The sequence below is a fragment of the Microbacterium ureisolvens genome, from assembly GCF_015278315.1.
GTDB lineage: Bacteria > Actinomycetota > Actinomycetes > Actinomycetales > Microbacteriaceae > Microbacterium > Microbacterium ureisolvens.
The window spans coordinates 59709-78140 of the sequence record NZ_JADIJE010000007.1 but is presented as its reverse complement, the minus strand read 5'-3'; the positions used below and the strand labels follow the sequence as shown (position 1 = coordinate 78140).

Here is an 18432-nt window from a genome sequence, read left to right as displayed (position 1 = left end):
ATACTACGACAGACGGATGCCGCGACCAAACCGGCGCATTACCCTCCAGTCTCACCAGATGAGCAGCGCCACGCCGATCGCGTTGGAGACGACGTGCGCCACGATCGCGCCGGCGAGCCGCCCGGTGAGGAGGGTGAGGATGCCGCAGCCCAGTCCGACCGCAAGGGAGCCGACGAGGAGACCGACGGGAACGTTGCCGCCGGTCGCGAGCACGTGCAGCGCGACGAAGGCGAGGGCCGAGACGACCACCGCGACAATGCCGGCGACGGCGCGCCCTGCGCCCGCGAGCGCATCACCCAGCGCGCGCTGCAGGAGTCCGCGGAAGAAGAGCTCCTCTATAAGAGGAGTGACCAGCACCGCGCCGGCCAGCGCGACGACGATCCCGCCCGCCACTCCCGCACTCTCGACCTCGAGACCACCGCCGATTCCGCCGGCCGTCGGTGCCACGAGCTCGACGAGGGCCCGCGCGATCAGCCCGACTCCGACGCCCGCTGCGGCGTCGACCCACGCGAACCCCCGCAGCCCCGTCGCCGTGGCGAACCTGTCCCTCGACACACGAGCTGCGATGATCACCGCGGCGAGCAGCGGAGCCGAGAGAACCACGAGGTCGGTCAGGCGGGCGAGCGCCGGCGGCCAGCCGACGGTCGCCGCCTGAAAGCGCGGCTGCAGCAGGATCACCACCGCCGTGAGGACCGCGCCCGCGGCCGCGATGGCGACAGCCGCCCATGGGCGGCGCCACGCGGGGGCGGGTTCCGCAACGCTGTCGGCCGGAGACGACGAAGACCCCGGGCTCGCGCCCGGGGTCTTCGAGGAGTCGTTGATCAGCGGTTGCCGGCCGCGCGGCGGCGAGCGACAGCCGCCGCCACGGCGATGCCGCCGAGGCCGATGGCGCCGACGCCGAGCCAGATGAACGCGCCGGGGACGGTGCCACCGGTGGCGGGCAGCGCGCCCGAGCCACTCCCGGCGCCCGAGCCCGCGGCGGCGACCGTGACCGACACCTCGGCCACGTCCTCGACGACCTCACCGTCGGTCTGCGCGACCAGGACGGTGTAGGTGCCGGGGGTGCTGGGAGCGGTGTACGTTGCCGAAGCGGCGCCGTTGGTCACCGGCTTCTCGACGACCACGGGATCCGCATCCGCGAGGACGATCGACGACAGCGAGCCGTCGCCCGACTGGACTCCGAAGAGCGCGGTGGGCAGGTCGAAGCCGGTGCAGGCGATCGTCGCCGTCGCGCCGACAGTCACCGGCGTCGGCGAAACGGTGCACGACACCTCCGGCGGGTATGGGTCGGCGGATGCGGCTGCGGCGGTTCCGAGGACGAGCGCCCCGGCAAGGGCGACGACGGCGAATGCCTTCTTGAACATGGCGTACTCCCGGTTATGTATATACGCGTCTTCGGCAAAAGGATGCGTCGGCAAACGTTTTACCCGAGGCGCCGACCCGAGCCACGCTACCCCATGCTGAGAGTTCGCCGCGAGGCCTGGGGTTTCCAGCAGGTAAAAAGTCGTCGCAATTTGTCCCCCGTTCAGAGGACAAATGGACCGAATACGAAATGAGTCAGCCGATTACGCCGACAAGAATGGCGAGAAAAACATAGGAGAAGTTGTAAACGGCGTGCACGAGGACCGCTCCCCAGATGCGACCCGTCAGCAGCACCAGCAGCGAACAGACGAGCCCGAGGAGCGAGAGCGACACGATGCCGCTCACGCCTCCGCCGTCTGAGATGCCGTGCACCAGCACGAACAGCGCCGTCGACGCCAACGCGGCGGCGAAGCCGGCAGCGACCTTGCCGAACGGCCGGCGGAGCACCGTGTAGAGCGAGACGAGCACGACGGCGCGGAAGAAGAACTCCTCCACCAGCGGCGCGACCACGACGGGGGCGACGACCTCGAGCGCAAGGGTTGCCGGCGCCGGCGAGCCGTCGACCTCAGCCAGGCCGGGCAGCGGCGCCGGCGTCCCATCCAGTCCGTCGATCCACCCCTGGGTGGTCCGTAGCAGGGCACCGAGCACCAGTCCGTAGAGGAGATCGAGCGACCGGAAGCGCAGCAGGCCGATCGGGCGAGACCTCGTGAAGGCCCACACGATGGGCACCAGCATCCCCATCCAGACGATCGCCGTCGCGGACACCGCCGCCCACGGTGACTGCCACACGGTGGCCACCAGCGATCCCACCAGCACGGCCACCCCCAACGCCACGAGCGCGACGGCGAGCATGCTCTCGCGCCAGCGGAACACCGTGCGCCCACCCAACCGCCAGTCGGTGCGAGCCTCGCGCGGCCGACGGGGCGGGCGCCTGCGGGGTTCTTCCTCGACGGAAGCCTCGGCGTCCTGGCCGCCTGGATCATGAGGCGCCGAGGGTGGCTGCAGAGACCACAGGTCGACCGCCGGTGCGGCGTCGCTAGGCTGGTCGGGCACGCGCCTACGTTACCCTGCCCGGTGGAGGCACCCGCTTGTTCGAGATCCTCACGGTCTGCACGGGCAACATCTGCCGGTCGCCTCTCGCGGAGCAGCTGTTGCGCGTGCGACTGGCCGATCTCGATCCGCTCGTCATGAGTGCCGGAACCCGCGGCCTGCCCGCCGCCGAGATGACTCCTGAGGCGGCGCACATCGCGCAGGCGCTCGGTGTGCCGGCTGCCGATTCGGCGGCCCACCGCTCCCGCTTCCTCACCGAGCACCATCTCGCCAAACCCGACCTCATCCTCGCGATGACCCGCCTGCATCGCCGGGCGATCGTCGAGCTCGCGCCGTCGCGCCTGCGGTCGACCTTCACGATCCGCGAGTTCGCGAGGCTGGCCGCCGCGGTTCCGCCCGATGAGCTTCGCGAGGCGACGGATGCCGCGACCTCGCCCTCCGAGAAGGTGCGGGCCGCGGCATCCGTCCTCTCCGCCTACCGGGGTCTCGTGCCCGCACCGGACGATCCGGCCGACGATGACGTGATCGACCCGTACCGGCAGCCGTGGGAGACGTACCTGCTGTCGGCGAGCCAGCTCGAGCCCGCCGTGACCGCGGTGGCGGCGACGTTGCGGACGGCGCTGGCGTAACGCTTTCCGCTTTCCGACCAGGCCCTGTGGAAGAATGCTCGGAGCACACCGCCACCCCGCGAGAAGGGCGACATGGAGCTCACCGATTACATCCGGATCCTGCGCAAGAACTGGGTGATCATCGTGGTCGCGACCCTCGTCGGGATCGGCGCCGCGGCTGCCTGGTCTCTGACGCGCACCCCGCAGTACGAGGCGCAGAGCACCGTTTTCGTCTCGACGCAGTCCGGCTCGACGATCGCGGAGCTCTCGCAAGGCTCGAACTTCACGCAGTCGCGCGTGCAGACGTATACGAACCTCGTGAAGACGCCGGTGGTGATGAATCCGGTCATCGCCGAGCTCGGGCTCGGGACGACCGCCGACGGGCTTGCGGCGCGGGTGGACGCGGCAGCGGCGGCGAACACCACCCTGATCACGATCACCGTGACCGGCCCCGATCCCGTGCAGGCCGCCGAGGTCGCCAATGCGCTCGGAGCCTCGCTGACCTCGGTCGTCGAGCGCCTCGAGACGCCCAACGGCACCGAGACGAGCCCGGTCCGCCTCGAGCGCGTGAAGGACGCACTGCCGCCGCTGTCGCCGTCGAGCCCCAACGTTCCGCTCAACCTGGCGCTGGGCGCACTGATCGGCCTTGCGCTGGGCATCGGCGTCGCTGTGCTGCGAGCCGTGCTCGACACGCGCATCCGCACGCCGCGCGACGTCGAGCAGGTCACCGACCGCCCCATCATCGGCGCGATCGCCTTCGACCCGAAGGCGAAGGAGCGGCCCCTCATCGTGCACGCCGACCCGCTGAGTCCTCGGGCCGAGTCGTTCCGCTCGATGCGCACGAACCTGCAGTTCCTCGAGACGGAGGGTCGCGCGTCGTTCGTGATCACCTCCAGCGTGCCGAGCGAGGGCAAGACGACCACCGCCATCAACCTCGCCATCGCACTGGCCGACGCCGGCAAGCGCGTGGCGCTCCTCGACACCGACCTGCGCAAGCCCAAGGTCGCCGAGTACCTCGGCATCGAGGGCGGCGTCGGCCTCACCGACGTGCTGATCGGACGCGCCCGGCTGAGCGATGTGATGCTTCCGTGGGGCAACCGCAGCCTCTATGTGCTGCCGGCCGGCAAGATCCCGCCGAACCCCAGCGAGCTGCTCGGCTCGAAGAGCATGCGCCAACTGCTGGATGTGCTCGAGCGCGACGTCGACATCGTGCTGTGCGATGCTCCTCCCCTGCTTCCGGTGACGGATGCCGCGATCCTGGCGAAAGAGACGAACGGGGCGATCCTCATCGTTTCTGCCGGCCGCACCAACCGCCACCAGCTGTCGGGTGCGATCGATGCGCTGCACACCGCCGGCGCACACATCGCGGGCCTCGCTATGACGATGGTGCCCACGCGGGGGCCGGACTCCTACGCATACGGCTACGGATATGGCACGTACGGGTACGGCTACGTGGACGAGACGCCCGCCAAGAAGGGCAAGCGGGGCAAGCCGGCGCGACCCGAGGAGCCGATCGGCGAGTCGCAGGCGGCGCCAACCCCGATCGCTCCCGCGCGCTCCGCGCCGCCTGCAGCCACGGCTGCCGCCGCCCGCCTTGCCGGTCGCGGCGCCGGCGCCACGAAAGCCGCCCCCGGGTCGGTGCGGTCCATCCCGGCCGCGCCGGCCGAGCACGACTTCGCCCCCCAGCCGACGGGCGCCGGTGACTCGGCGTCCGGCGTGACGCTGGACGACATCGTCCGCCAGGCGGGCGGCGCGCCCAGCGCGCCGGGACGCAACGACCCGCTCCCCTGATCCTCGGGCCCATGAAACGGATCGGCGCGGCGCGGTGGGTCGCGATCACCGGCGTCGCCGCGCTCCTCCTCGGAGTATCGGTGCTCGCCTGGGCTGCCTATCAGCACGCCAACCCCGAGGCTGCCGGCGGCGACGCCGAGCCGGTTCCGACGTTCACTGTGGGGGTGCAGACGCCGACTCCGACGCCGACCGCCATCGACGCGCCGCCGGTGGCACCCGAGGAGGCTCGCTACCTGGCGCTCGGCTCGGAGCAGTGGTGGCGCGCGACGGCCGGCTCCTGCGGCGGCGCGGCGCCGCTCATCGAGCGCTCCGCCGACCAGGGGGCGACCTGGACCGACGTGACGCCGACCTACCTCGGCATCGCGCAGGTGCAGACGCTCGACGCGTTCTCCGGCCGCGACGCCGAGGTGGTCGCCGCGATGCCCGGCTGCACGACACAGGCCCTCCGCACCTACACGCGCGGCGAGTTCTGGGAGTCCTACCCCGACGTGCTCGCCGCCTCCCGCTACATCGACCCAGGCGACGCGGGTTCAGTGCGCTTCCCCTCCGGCCCGGTTCCCGCCCCATGCGGCACCGCGTGGGGCCTGCACGCAGCCGGCGACACGGTGGCGCTGCTGTGCGATGGCCGTGCCTGGCTGAGGTCCGGGGCCGAGTGGCTGCAGCTCGCACCCGAGGGTGCCGTCGCGGTCGCTGCTGACGAGGCGTCGTTGCTCGTCGCGCACAGCGCCGAGGACTGCGCCGGCCTTGCCGTCTCGCGCATCGTCACGGCTGATCCCGCGTCAGCGGCCGTGGTCGGCTGCGCGGAGGGAGCGGATGCCACGTCCCCGGTCGCGCTCGACGCGCTAGGCGATGACGTTCTCCTGTGGGCAGGAGCCGAACTGGTCCGAATCGCGCGCGGCTGACAGCCCGCGCTCCCTCGCAACGAGCCCTCGCGCCATGCCCAGCGGGCCCGGTCAGGACCGCGCCCGATGCCGAGCCGCGCCGGCCAGGGACCGCGCCCGATGCCGAGCTGCGCCGGACAGGGCCACGCCCGATGCCGGACTGCCCTTGGCAGAATGCCCGGCATCGGGCGCGGCTGGCGACGCCCTGGGGAGGGGGTTCGGGCGTCGCGTCTGAGGCGGGCTCAGCTCACCGGAGTGGCGCGCCAGCCCTGGACGCCGCCGCCTGTGAAGAGGAACCCGGTACCGAGCGCCCCGCCCACAGCCGACGACCGCGGCGCGGGCAGCGACGTGAGCGTCGTCCACGTGTTGGTCGCAGGGTCGAAGGCCTGGACGGTCGCGGTGTCGGTGTCGTGGTTCAGCTTTCCGCCGACCACGACGATGCGGTTCCCGAGCACGAACGTCGAGCTCGTGTGGTGGTTGACCGCCGCGGGCATGGGCGCCATCGTCGACCAGCTGTTCGTCGCCGGGTTGTACGCGTAGACCGTGGGGTGCGCGACCGAAGGGCCGTCATGCCCCGTCTGCCCGCCGAGCACGTACATGATGCCGTTCAGCACCGCCGACCCCGGGTGATTGCGCCCGGCGGGGATGGCGGCCGCGGTCACCCACGACGTCGCACCCGACGCCAGGTCGAGCGTCCAGTGGTCGGTGGGCTCGGTCGTGCGGGCGAGGTTGGTGCCCGTCACGTAGTGCAGCTTGCCGGCGAGGAACTCCAGCGACCCCGAGGCCCGCACGGCCGGCAGGTTCGGCAGCCGCTGGTAGGAATTGGCCGACACATCGTACTTGTAGACCTCCACCGTTCCGAAGGTCTGGCCGGTGCTGCCGTTCGCCGAGATGTAGCCGCCCGCGAGGTAGATGTCCTCGCCGTCGGTGGTGATGCCGGCGTGCGTGACGCCGGTCCCGGCCGCACCGCTTCCCGCGAGGAAGGGAAGCGGTGCGATCTGTGCCCACGCGTTGGTCGTGGGGTTGTACGAGTACGACCGCGAGGTCGGGGTGCAGCACGCCTTCTGCGAGTCGAACCCGCCGAACTGGTACAGCACCCCTCCCACGATCTCGCCCTGCGCCTCCGACACGCTCACCGGCTGGTTGGCGATCGGCGCGTAGGTGAAGGTGTTGACGGGGGCGGGTCCGACGGGCCCGCCCCCTGACTCAAAAGGGAGGATCTCGATTGCGGAGATCTTCGGCTGGTCGACCGTGGACGAGAATGCGATGTTCAACGTGCCGTCCGTCACCGTCATGGTGTGCGTCGTGACGTAGGCCGTCATCGGCGCGACCATCGCGTTGAGGTCGAGGTTGGTGATCTCGCTCGCGCCGCCCTCCATGTTGACTGAGAAGATGCGCTTGCCCGCACCCCCGGCACCGCCGCCGGTGGCACCGTGGTAGATCTCCGCGAAGTGGAGCTTCACCTGGTACGTGCCGGCTTGAGGCAGCGGGATGGCGTACGAGAAGGTTCCCGGACTCGTCGTCGCGCTCCGCTCGGTGCGGTAGAGCTGGTCGCTCGTCGTCCCGAGCACATCCGTGATCGAGTTGTTCGTGTACGACTTGCCACCCGTGAAGTAGGTGTCAGCCGCCCACGTCACCCCGCCGACCGTCAGCGCCGGGCCTCCGGCGTTGATGCGGATCGGGTTGAAGGTGACCTTGATCGAGGATGTGTCGACGGATGCCGTGGCACCCGGCGTCGCGTTGCCCGAGGCATCCACTCCCACGACTCGGTAGTAGCTGGTCGCGATGGCCAGCCCCGCCGCGTCACGGAAGGTCGTGCCCGAGACGATCGCCGACCCGCTGATCGACGTCCAGGGTCCGCCCGCTGCACTGGCGCGCTCGACGCGGTAGCCGATGAGGTCGGCGTCGGTCGACGCCGCCCACGACAGGTTCACACCGGTCGTGTCGGCCGTGCCGGTCGGCGCGGCGGGGGCCGCCGGCGCGGTGGTGTCCGACGAGGCGACGGGCAAGATGTTCGTGATCAGGTACACGTTGTCTTGGTAGTCGCAGTTCGTGGCACCGATGCCGCACTGGCTGGGCGACGAGATGTAGTCGTGCCCGGCGAACCACGCTCCGGGAACGGCCTTGCCCGAGGCATCCTTCACCGGCCACATCTTGACCGCCATGTACGCGGTCTGAGTGGTCGACTGGCCCGCCACGGTGATCCCGAAGTTGCCGCCGGGGTTCGTCGTGATGGTCGTCTTGGTGCCGTCGGACTTCAGCGGGTAGATCGCCTGACCGTAGGGGCCTGCGTGGGTCGCGGACGTGCCGTTGATGTTGTACGTCTCGGTCTGGCCGCAGCAGCCGTGGAAGGCGCCGAGCTGAACCGCCTGCACCGGCTTCGACGAGTCGAGCCGCTTCCACTGGAACGACCGCACCTCGTCACCGTCCATCGGCGCACCCGGGTTCTCCGAGCCGTTGCCGAGCGAGTCGCCCGTCGAACCGCTGGAGGTGGTGCTGTCGAACAGCGTGAAGATCTGCTGCAGCGTCAGCTCGCTGCCGCCCTCCGGAGCGCCCATGTAGCCGCCGCGGAGCTTGATCGCCTTGTTCGACTGCATCGGGTCGCTCGAGACGACCGTCAGCGTTGCGGTGCGCACGCCCTTCGAGCCGCTGGTCGCGATGAACTTCGCCGTGAGGTTCACGGTCTGTCCCGGCGTCAGCGTCAGGGGCAGGGTCGGCGGGTTGACCAGCTGGAACTGGGCCGCCTGTGCTCCCCCGAGGTTCAGCGCGGAGATGCGCAGATCCTTGGTGCCGGAGTTGCCGAGCGTCACCGTCGCCGAGTCCTGGAACAGGAGGTTCTGGTGCGCCGGGTTCGAGCCGAGGCTGTTCACCCGGTGCATGACCAGCACGTCCTCATACAGACCCGGCAGCGGTGCGCCACCCTGGGCCTGCCGCACGACCTGCTGGTTCGCCAGTGTCAGCGTGCCGCCGATGTTCAGGATCTCGAACTCGACGGTGCGCGTGGTCACGCGCCCCTCGCTGTCGGTCGCCGTGAACACCACGGTGTAGTCGCCCGCGGTGTCGAGCGTGATCGCGCCGTTGTACGGCGTCGAGGCACCCCCGTTGACCGTGTAGGTGAGCGACTGGAGGGTGGATCCGGATGCCGTCACCGCCGTGGCCGTGACCACCGCCGTGCCGCCGCTGTACGAGCTGTTCAGCGAGCTGCCGTTGGCCGTCAGGGCGATCGACGGGTTCTGCAGCGCGTTGCCCTGGATCTTGACCCAGTTCAGCTTCGTGTTCACGCCCGTCGCCGTCAGGGTCAGCTTGCCATCGGTCACGAGCACGGTGGCCGTGCCCGAGCCGAACGGGGCCGTGCCCGTCGGGGTGTAGTTCGTGATCAGTGGCGTGCCCTCGGCGGCCACCCCGTGGACGGAGTCCAGGTAGCCGGCGTCGCCGACCGAGGCCGAGACCGTGTACGAGCCGTTGGCGAGCGCGTACTCCCACACGCCGTTCGTGCCGCCCTCGATCGTGCCGCCTGTGGTGGTGGTGGCCTGCATGAGGATGAGCGACTGACGCGTGACGTCGCCGGTCGGGTACGTGATGCCGGCCGTGGCCGCCGTGCGGTTGCGCGTCATGCTCGACCGGTCGAACGGTGCACCGTTCACGAGCCACCCGTAGCCGCTCGACGCCGAGTAGGCGGCGCCGGTGTCGGCGATCCAGCCGGTCGGCACCGGGGTGCCGGTCGGACGGAAATTCACCTGCACCGCCGCGGGCGGCTGGTTCGGCTCGAGACCCTCACCCTTGATCGAGATCCAGTTGATCTTGGTGTTGTCGCCGCTGTTGGTGATCGTGAGGCGGCCGTCGGTGACGGTCACGTCGCGCACACCCAGCTGGAACGGCGTGGTGGTGGTCGGAACGAACGAGGCGATGATCGGCTGACCCTCGACCTGCACACCGTGCGTCGAGTCCGTGTAGTTGGCGTCTCCCACGGAGACGGCCACCTCGTACTCGCCGTTCGGAAGGGCGTACTCCCAGTAGCCGCTGGTGTAGGCCGGCTGCGTGGAGTTGTCGATGAACGCGTAACCCTGCTGGCGCGGGTCGGTCGGGAAGGTGATCCCGCCCATCGGCGCCGTGCGGTAGCGGGTGGCCGCGCTGCGGTCGACCGGCTGCGAGGTGGCCTCGTCGAACCAGCCGTAGCCGCGGTCGTTGGAGAACGCGAGACCGGTCTCAGCCCCCCAGCCCGAGGGCACCGGAGTGCCGGCAGGCTGGAACGTCAGCTTCACCTGAGCACCGTCCGACGGGTCGTCCCCGCCGGGGTCGGTCACGTCGATCGGCTCGATGTCGACGAAGCCGATCTTCGTGTTCGTGCCGCCGATCGCGTCGAGCGTGAGCGCGCCGTCGGTCACCGCCACCGTCTTCGAGGCGATGGTGTGTCGGCCGTTTGCGCCGGCGACACCGCTCGGGACGAAGCCTGAGATCACCGCGGTGCTCTCGGCGTTGATGGTGTGGCTCTCCGCGTCGCTGCCGACGTTCGGGTCGCCCACGCCGACCGTCACCTTGTAGGTGCCGTCGGGCAGAGCGATCTCCCAGAAGGCGTCCACGTTGGTGCCGTTGAAGGTGCCCGCCACGTCCGACGGCTGCATGTGCATGAAGCTGTCGAGACGGATGTCGGTCTGAGACGACTGGCGATCACGGGCGTTGCCGGGGGTGGAGCCGCCGACCGACAGGTCGACGTCCACCTCGGTGGTCTGCGCCTTCCAGCCGTAGGTCAGCCCGCTCCCCTGGCTCGCACCGGTGCGCGGTCCGTACGCCTGGCCGTAGTCGCGGATGTACCCTGCGGCGAGATCACCGGCGGCGGTCGTGAAGTCCACCTTGATCGCGTCGCCACCCGAACCGGTGTCGGTCACGGGCTTGATGCCCGAGACGAGGAACACGTAGTCCTGGTAGTCGCCGTTGGAGGCATCCTCGAACGCCACGATGTAGGAGTTCGGGATCAGCACGCCCGACCGGTTCTTCGCCGGGTAGATCCGGGCGCGGTGGGCGTCCGTGGCCGGGCTGTTGAGCCGGTCCTCGGTGAAGCCGTAGCGCTGGAACACACCCGAGTAGTAGTAGAAGCCGAACGTTGCCGAGCCGGGGTCGAACGTCGGGGTGGAACCCGACATCGTGGGCGGCAGCAGCGTCTGGTACCCGGCCGACGAGATCCCACCCACCTGGTGCCGGTCGGCGGCAGCGCCGTCGCCGGTGTACCAGCCGAAGGGGATGTTCTCGTTCGGCGCGTAGTGCGCGAGCGGCTTCCAGGTCACCGGAGCCGTGCCCGACTTCACGAACAGCGGCTCGAGCACCTCGTCGCCCTTCGCGGTCGGCTGCATGCCTCCCGCGAGGGTGAGCCAGCCCGGGTTCACGGCGTAGCCGAGGGTGCCCAGCACGTCGGCGAACACCGGCTCGTTGCCACCCTCGATGCCGTTCATCGAGAGGCCGTACAGGCCTACGACGACGTTCGAGGATCCGCCGGCGAGCGTCAGCTGCGCCGACCGCTGACCGACGCTGGTGCCGGGGGTGAAGCGCACCTGGAAGGTGGTGCTCGCTCCCGCGGCCAGCGACGTGGGCACAGCGCCGACGATCGTGAACTCCGACGCGTTCGTGCCGCCGATGGTCGCCGAGAGCGACTGCGTCTCGGTGGACGAGTTCGTCACCGTGATGCTCTCGACATCCGTCTTCTGCGCGGCCGTGGCGCTGCCGTTGCTCTTGACCGCCGACATCACGAGCTCGTTCGCCGACGACGTGATCTTCGCCGCCTGCTGGCTTGCGGGCACCCGGAGCAGGTACAGCTTCTGCGCCGAGCCGGCACGGTCGTACTGGTTCACGTAGAGGTTGCCGTTGCTGGTGTCCTCGACGATCTCCAGCGGGTCGTTGAACCCGCCCACGCCCTGCATGGTCGTGTTCGGAACCCCGGTGATGCCGACCTCGGTCTGCGCGCCGAGGATCTTGCCGGTGGTCGGGTCGGCCTGAAGGAAGATCAGGTCGTTGTTGTTCGAGAACCGCACCACGACGAGGTTGCCCTTGAGCTGGCCGCCGAACGTGCTGCTCTTGTACTCGATCGCGCCGTTCGGGCTCTTGTTGAACTCGAAGTCGTGCGCGACGCCCTTGTAGTGCGACTCGGGGTGAACGCCCGAGGCGTACTTCGTGCCGCCCTGGCCGGCCCACTTCGGCGGGTTGGCCGGGTCGTTGCCCTCGTGCAACACGAACTCGCAGCGCGTGGGGTTCGGGTGGCCGTAGTAGCCGCCCTCGACCACGTCGTAGAGGTGGTCGCGCTGGGTCGGGTGGTTGCTGATCGCAGGCACCGAACGCGGGGTGTAGCTCGGGTCGCGGGCGTCACGCGCCTGGCACGCGGCCGTCACGTCCTGTCCGTTCACCGTGCTGAAGCCCGGGATGCCGCTGGCTGCGACACGCGTCCACGTGTTGGTCGCGGAGTTGTAGTTCACACCCGGCGAGTTGGCGCCACCTGCGGTGCCGTTGGTCGGCACGTAGATGTGGCCGTTCGAGTGGTACACGAGGTCGTACGCGTTCCGGATGCCGGTGGCGTACAGCTTCAGCGGGGCATCCGTCGCGTACGGGTTGTACGGAGAAGCCGCGTTGTAGCCGTTCTCGGTGTTCTCGGCCGCGCTCAGCGAAGGCGCCGTCTGCACGAGCAGCGGGTTGTCGCCCTGCGCGTCGTTCAGCGACTGCTGCACGCGCGCGTGGTCGGGGTCGAAGTGGAGCAGGGCTGCCGTCAGCAGCTGCTCACCGCGCTGACCCCACGAGCCGTCGAGGTCGCCGGCCGCCTGGTTGGAACCCTGGAGGACGTAGATGTCACCGTCCGGTCCGTAGACCATCGAGTTCGTCAGGTGGTCCGACAGCGAGCGAGGCATGCCCGAGAACACGTTCTTGCGGTTCTCGAGGTTGGGTCCCGACAGCATGCTGATGCCGCTGATGAACTGCCGCTGCTCGTTGCCGATGTTGGCCGACGTGTTGGTGATCCACAGCTTCAGGTTGCCGGCGGTCGAGCTCTCGTCGAAGAGCAGACCGATGATGGCGATACCCGCGTAGCCGAGGTTCTCCATGTTCGACAGCGTGCCGTCGGCGTTGACCGTGAAGCGGTACAGGCCCTGGCCGATGGTCGAGCCGTACAGCTTGCCGTCGGGACCGAAGGCGAACGACGCCCAGTACTTGCCGTTGCCGATCGGCAGCTCGACCTTCTCGAACGCGATGTTCGTGAGCGGGTCGAACTCTCCCGAGCCGGGGTCGACGGTGCCGGCACCGGTGCGGAACACCGCGGTGAACGGCAGCCACGAGTTGCCGGCGCGGTCCTTGACTCCGTCGGTCACCTCGAAGCGGTAGTCCGTGTTCGGCGCGAAGGGCACCGTCGGCGCGAAGTTGACCGTGTCGTTGCCGCCCGAGGTGTTCGTGCTGCCCTCGACCAGGCTGTTGTCCGAGACGCGGTAGACCTTCACATTGCCGGGCATCGTCTGGTCGTTGACGCCGAATCCGGCGAAGGGGACCTTGATGGATGCCGCGACACCGCCGTTCACGTCGGCGTCGAGCGCCCGGTTCTTCGGGAACACCGTCTCGATGTGCGGACGGTCGAACGCAATGCCCTTCACGTCGACGTACGCGATCTTGGTGTTGGTGCCACCGAGCGCGTCGAGCGTGAGCCGGCCGTCCCAGACGCCGACGGTCGCCGTATAAGTAAGGAACTCGTTCGACGCGGTCGCCTGGAACTTGTCGATCGCGTAGGCGCCCTCGACGTTGATGGTGTGCAGCGAGTCGTAGGTCGTCGCGCCCATCTGGTCGCCGACCGCGACGGTGACCTCGTAGAGGCCGTCGCCGACGGCGAGCTCCCAGATGCCCGGGGTCTTGACACCGTTGGTGCCCTGACCGCCGTCGACGTCTGCGTACTGCATGTGCAGGATCGAGTCGAGGCGCTCGTCGACGCCCACCCGGTTGCGGTCGCGACCGTTGGTCACGAGCGAGAGGGCATGACCGTCCTCGTCGACCCAGCCGTAGGTCAGACCCGTTCCCTGGCCCGCGCTGGTGCGGGCGCCGTACGCCTGCCCCCAGTCCGCGACATATCCGGCCGCCGGCACCGCGCTGGTGGCGGTGAAGTCGACCTTGATGTCGGTGGTGTTCGGCACGCGCGGCACCGACATGACCTCGTTGGATGCCGCAGACACGTTGCCCGCGAGATCCACGGCGACCACCTGGTAGAAGTAGGTCGTCCCGTTGGTCACGTCCTCATCGGTGAACGTCGTCTCGACGACGGCGGCCTGGCCCGAGATCAGGTTCGCGCTCGCAAGCGCTCCCGGCTGCTCCGAGCGGTAGACGCGATAGCCGACGGTGTCAGTCGACGCCGAGGCGGTCCACGTCAGCGCGACCTCGGAGTCGGCCGGCACAGCCGCGAGGGCCGTCGGCGCCTCAGGCGCCTCCGTGTCGGGCGTGGCAGCCCAGATCGCGGATGCCTCGTTAGACACCACCGACTCGTTGCCGGCCTGGTCGACCGCCGTGACGACGTAGTAGTAGCGCACATCCTGCTGGCGCGTGCTGTCGAGGAAGCTGTTGCTCCCGGTGAGCAGCTGCGGGTTCAGCTTCGTGCCGTTCGCGGCGGTGACGCCTGCCGCGGTGCCGCGGTACACGTTGTAGCCCTTGACGTCGGAGGAGGTGCTGGCTTCCCAAGCGACCACGATGCCGAGGCTTCCGACGTTGCTCGCTGCGACCTGTGTGGGCGCGGCGGGAGGAGTCGTATCCTGGCCAGTGCGCTCGTGGTCGAGGACGAGCTTGGCGCCTCCCCATGCCTGGAGGTACTCGACGGTGATCACGTGCGGACCGGCGGCGAGGTTCACCGAGCGGACTCGTGTAGCCGTGGTGTACGCCCAGCCATCGATCAGCAATTCGCCATCAACGTAGACGCGCGCACCATCATCGGCACGGAGCGAGAACTCGTAGGTGCCTGCACCTTCATCGATGGTCTTGGTGTAGCGAGCCGAATAGTTGTATGGACCTACACCGGTTGTCGGTGAAGCGCCTTGAGCGAGTGAGATGTCCAGATCGGTGACGCACTCCGACTTCGACGGTGTGCCCTCGAGCGCCTTGTTCGCGAAGTAGTCCACCGACCACTGAGATGCATCGCAGCCGACCACGACCTTCTCGTAGTCGAAGACCACCTTCGCCCCGCCCCACGCCTGGAAGTGCTCCACAACGATCTCGTGCGCACCCGCCGTCAGCGGCACCGTGGCCGATCGCGTCGCGGTGCTGTAAGCCCAACCGTTGAGAACGAGCTCGCCGTCCACGAAAACCCGAGCGCCGTCGTCGGCCTGCAACGTGAAAACGTAACTGCCAGCGCCCTCGTCGATCGTCTTGCTGTAACGAGCCGAGTAGTTGTACGCACCAACGCCGGCAACCGGAGCCGTGCCCTGCGGGAGAATCTCGTTCAACTCTCCCAGGCACTCAGCAGCAATCGAAGACCCCTCCAACGCCTTATTACCGAAATAGTCAACCGACCACTCCGACGCCGCACACTCACCAGGCTCGGTCGCGCTGCGCTCGTGGTCGAGGACGAGCTTGGCGCCTCCCCATGCCTGGAGGTACTCGACGGTGATCACGTGCGGACCGGCGGCGAGGTTCACCGAGCGGACTCGTGTAGCCGTGGTGTACGCCCAGCCATCGATCAGCAATTCGCCATCAACGTAGACGCGCGCACCATCATCGGCACGGAGCGAGAACTCGTAGGTGCCTGCACCTTCATCGATGGTCTTGGTGTAGCGAGCCGAATAGTTGTATGGACCTACACCGGTTGTCGGTGAAGCGCCTTGAGCGAGTGAGATGTCCAGATCGGTGACGCACTCCGACTTCGACGGTGTGCCCTCGAGCGCCTTGTTCGCGAAGTAGTCCACCGACCACTGAGATGCATCGCAGCCGACCACGACCTTCTCGTAGTCGAAGACCACCTTCGCCCCGCCCCACGCCTGGAAGTGCTCCACAACGATCTCGTGCGCACCCGCCGTCAGCGGCACCGTGGCCGATCGCGTCGCGGTGCTGTAAGCCCAACCGTTGAGAACGAGCTCGCCGTCCACGAAAACCCGAGCGCCGTCGTCGGCCTGCAACGTGAAAACGTAACTGCCAGCGCCCTCGTCGATCGTCTTGCTGTAACGAGCCGAGTAGTTGTACGCACCAACGCCGGCAACCGGAGCCGTGCCCTGCGGGAGAACCTCGTTCAACTCTCCCAGGCACTCAGCAGCAATCGAAGACCCCTCCAACGCCTTATTACCGAAATAGTCAACCGACCACTCCGACGCCGCACACTCACCAGGCTCGAGAACCTGCTCGATCTCGGCTGCTACGGGCGCTGAGGCGTCCGATTCAACGCCGCCGGCTCCGACTGCCACCACGACGTAGAAGTACGTCATCCCGGCGACCGCAGACTCATCGTCGAACGACAAAGCGACAAGAGGGCTGACACCACTGGAAGGCGTGCCCGTCGGCTCGACCGCTGGGTTGGCGCCTCGATACACCTTGTACCCCGTCGCACCGGGCACAGCATCCCACGCCACGACGATGCTGTCGGCGTCGGCCGTCGCCGAGACGTTCGTCGGCGCGGTCGGAACAACCGGCTCCGCGGGAACGTCGACCTTGACCTCGTTCGAAGCGTCCGAGACCGGCAGGCCATCGGCGTGAGCGACGACGGCGTAATAGTAGGTCGCCCCCGGCACCAGCGAGTCATCGGTGAACGACGTCTCAGACAGTGGCGATCCGTTCAGCGGCGCACCGCTGGTGTCGACCGGCGACACGTCGCTTCGGTAGATGCTGTACCCGCTCGCGCCGTCGACCGGCTGCCACGTCAGCGAGACCGACTCTTCGTCCTCTGCAAGCGCGGCCTCGAGCCCGGTCGGCGCATCCGCGCCGAACACCTCGAGCTCGTAGATTTCCACGAACGAGAGCTTGGTGTTGTCGCCACCGTTCGCGGCGATCGTGAGCTTGCCGTCGGTAACCGTCACCTCTGCGATTCCCTGGTTGAATGCAGGGGTGGAGGCGGTCGGCGCGAACGCCTCGACGGCGGTTTCGCCCTCGATGACGACGGTGTGGGTGCTGTCGAAGTTACCTGCGCTCGTGTCCCCGGCCGCAACCACGACGTTGTAGCGGCCGTTCGGGAGAGCGCGCTCCCACACGCCGCTTTCCGTTGTGACGCCATTGGCGGGGTTGGCGTTCGTGGTCATGCCGTACTGGAGATGGATGAGCGACAGCAGCCGCGGGTCGGTCACGCCGGACGCCGCCGCGCGGACGCGGGTGTTCAGCGCGAAGTCGAATGGGGCGCGGTCATCCTCGGCGAGCCAGCCGAATCCGGTCGCGTCACTGTACGGGGCGCCCGCCTCCTTGATGTAACCGGGAGCGGCTGCCGCAGCCGGCGTCGTGAAGTCGTATTTGCCGACCATGGCGCCAGCCGGTGCTGGGGTGACGGCGGTCGTCGACGCCGCGGGGGAAACGTTCCCCGATCCGTCGATGGCGTAGACGGAGTAGTTCCACGTCTGTCCGACGAACACGTCGCCGTCGACGAGGGAGGTCGCAGTCAACGGCGTGCCACCGGACAGAAGGTTAGCGGCATCGGCTGGCACCGGGTTAGCAGTCGCCGATCGGTAGACGCGATACCCCACCACGTCGGCGTCCGCCGGAGCGGTCCAGGTGAGACCGTTCTGTGAGACGCCCGCCTCCACCGCGAGCGCCCCGGGCGCGGCGGGAGCCACCGTGTCGAGCTCGGACGCCGCGAAGCGCGAGAAGTTGAAGGTGACCGGGGTCGCCTCGGGCATGTTGCGCTTCGTCGCAAAGATGCCGCCGAAGGTGTCGGCGCCCGGCATATCGGGCGTCGAGGCCGGGATCAGCGAGCCGTCGAGGAAGTTCGCCGGCACATCCATGGTGCCGATCGTGACGACGGCTCCCGTGCCGATCTGGTAGTAACCCGTCGCCTTGAGCGTCGTCGGGTTGATGTCGAGCATGACAGTGACGGCTTGTCCGACCGCGACCTGCCCCGTAACCACCGCGTTGATCTCGTTCGCGGCAGTCGCTGTCGTTGCGCCTGCGACCTCGCGCTTGAGCTGGAACTGACGCACCGTGTCGCTGGCGGAGCCGTTCTGCCCCGAGAACACGACCTTGAAGAAATTGTCATCGTCCGGTCCGAACCAGACGCCCGCCTGCGCAGAGTTGTAGATGCCCGCAGGATTCGCGAAGGTCGTCTGCAGGCGAACCGGCGCGGAGGCCGGATCCAGACCGACGCCGAGCGTGTTGTCCTGACGGTTCTTCCAGTCCGTATTGCCGGGCGTCGTCGTCGCCCACTTCTCAAAGGCGATGCCCTTGGTCGCCGTGATCGACAGCGAGCCGTTGGCGACAGCGAGGTTCGCAGGCAGATAGTACTGCGTGTCGAGCAGCACGCCGGGCGCCGACGGGTTCACAGCGCTCGAAGGCTGCAGCATCGTGAAGCCCGTCGACACGTCGCCCGAAGCGTTCAGGCCTCCATCAGCGCCGTCGAACTCCAGCACCCCGGTGTTGGAGTCCAGCGCGATTTCCTGCGGCGCCAGCGGCGAGTACGGCGTGGCTGCCCACGCCGCTGGATCGGTTGGCACCTCTGCGATCGGAACTGCTGCGGCCGAGGTGCTCACAAAAGATGAGCCCACGAGTGCTGCGGTGGTAGCCACAGCCGCGATGCCCAGCGACCTCCGGCCGGCGTTCTTGCGTACGAC

The 18432-nt window shown here is 68.6% G+C and carries 7 protein-coding genes; 3 read left to right on the top strand and 4 right to left on the bottom strand.

Annotated elements, in window-relative coordinates; translation table 11 throughout:
• Positions 1-51: 51 nt before the first annotated feature.
• From IM767_RS12140 to IM767_RS21170, 3 genes are all read right to left on the bottom strand, one after another.
• Positions 52-678, bottom strand: coding sequence for a CPBP family glutamic-type intramembrane protease (locus tag IM767_RS12140; RefSeq protein ID WP_206759221.1), 627 nt, complete (start codon positions 676-678; stop codon positions 52-54).
• 143 nt (positions 679-821) lie between these two features.
• Positions 822-1364, bottom strand: coding sequence for an LPXTG cell wall anchor domain-containing protein (locus IM767_RS12135; protein WP_109210438.1), 543 nt, complete (start codon positions 1362-1364; stop codon positions 822-824).
• A 193-nt stretch (positions 1365-1557) separates the two neighbouring features.
• Positions 1558-2415 carry a CPBP family intramembrane glutamic endopeptidase gene (locus tag IM767_RS21170; RefSeq protein ID WP_162564278.1) on the bottom strand — a complete coding sequence of 286 codons (858 nt, stop codon included), beginning with the start codon at positions 2413-2415 and terminating at the stop codon, positions 1558-1560.
• Positions 2416-2450: 35 nt separating this feature from the next.
• Here IM767_RS21170 and IM767_RS12125 point away from each other — a divergent pair, with 35 nt between their 5' ends.
• From IM767_RS12125 to IM767_RS12115, 3 genes are all read left to right on the top strand, one after another.
• A complete protein-coding gene (locus IM767_RS12125; RefSeq protein WP_109210440.1) occupies positions 2451-3041 on the top strand; it encodes an arsenate reductase/protein-tyrosine-phosphatase family protein in 591 nt (196 codons plus the stop codon).
• 72 nt (positions 3042-3113) lie between these two features.
• Positions 3114-4811, top strand: a complete 1698-nt coding sequence (locus IM767_RS12120; RefSeq protein ID WP_109210441.1) for a tyrosine-protein kinase domain-containing protein — start codon at positions 3114-3116, stop codon at positions 4809-4811.
• 11 nt (positions 4812-4822) lie between these two features.
• A complete protein-coding gene (locus tag IM767_RS12115) occupies positions 4823-5713 on the top strand; it encodes a hypothetical protein (RefSeq protein ID WP_109210442.1) in 891 nt (296 codons plus the stop codon).
• Positions 5714-5934: 221 nt separating this feature from the next.
• Here the strand turns inward: IM767_RS12115 and IM767_RS12110 are convergent, their stop codons facing one another.
• Positions 5935-18315 carry a PA14 domain-containing protein gene (locus IM767_RS12110; RefSeq protein ID WP_162564279.1) on the bottom strand — a complete coding sequence of 4127 codons (12381 nt, stop codon included), beginning with the start codon at positions 18313-18315 and terminating at the stop codon, positions 5935-5937.
• Positions 18316-18432: the final 117 nt, after the last annotated feature.

What these genes read in the sequence shown, in the direction of transcription:
- IM767_RS12135 (WP_109210438.1), bottom strand. Translation starts at nt 1,364, where the DNA reads ATGTTCAAGAAGGCATTCGCCGTCGTCGCCCTTGCCGGGGCGCTCGTC.
- IM767_RS12120 (WP_109210441.1), top strand. Translation starts at nt 3,114, where the DNA reads ATGGAGCTCACCGATTACATCCGGATCCTGCGCAAGAACTGGGTGATC.
- IM767_RS12115 (WP_109210442.1), top strand. Translation starts at nt 4,823, where the DNA reads ATGAAACGGATCGGCGCGGCGCGGTGGGTCGCGATCACCGGCGTCGCC.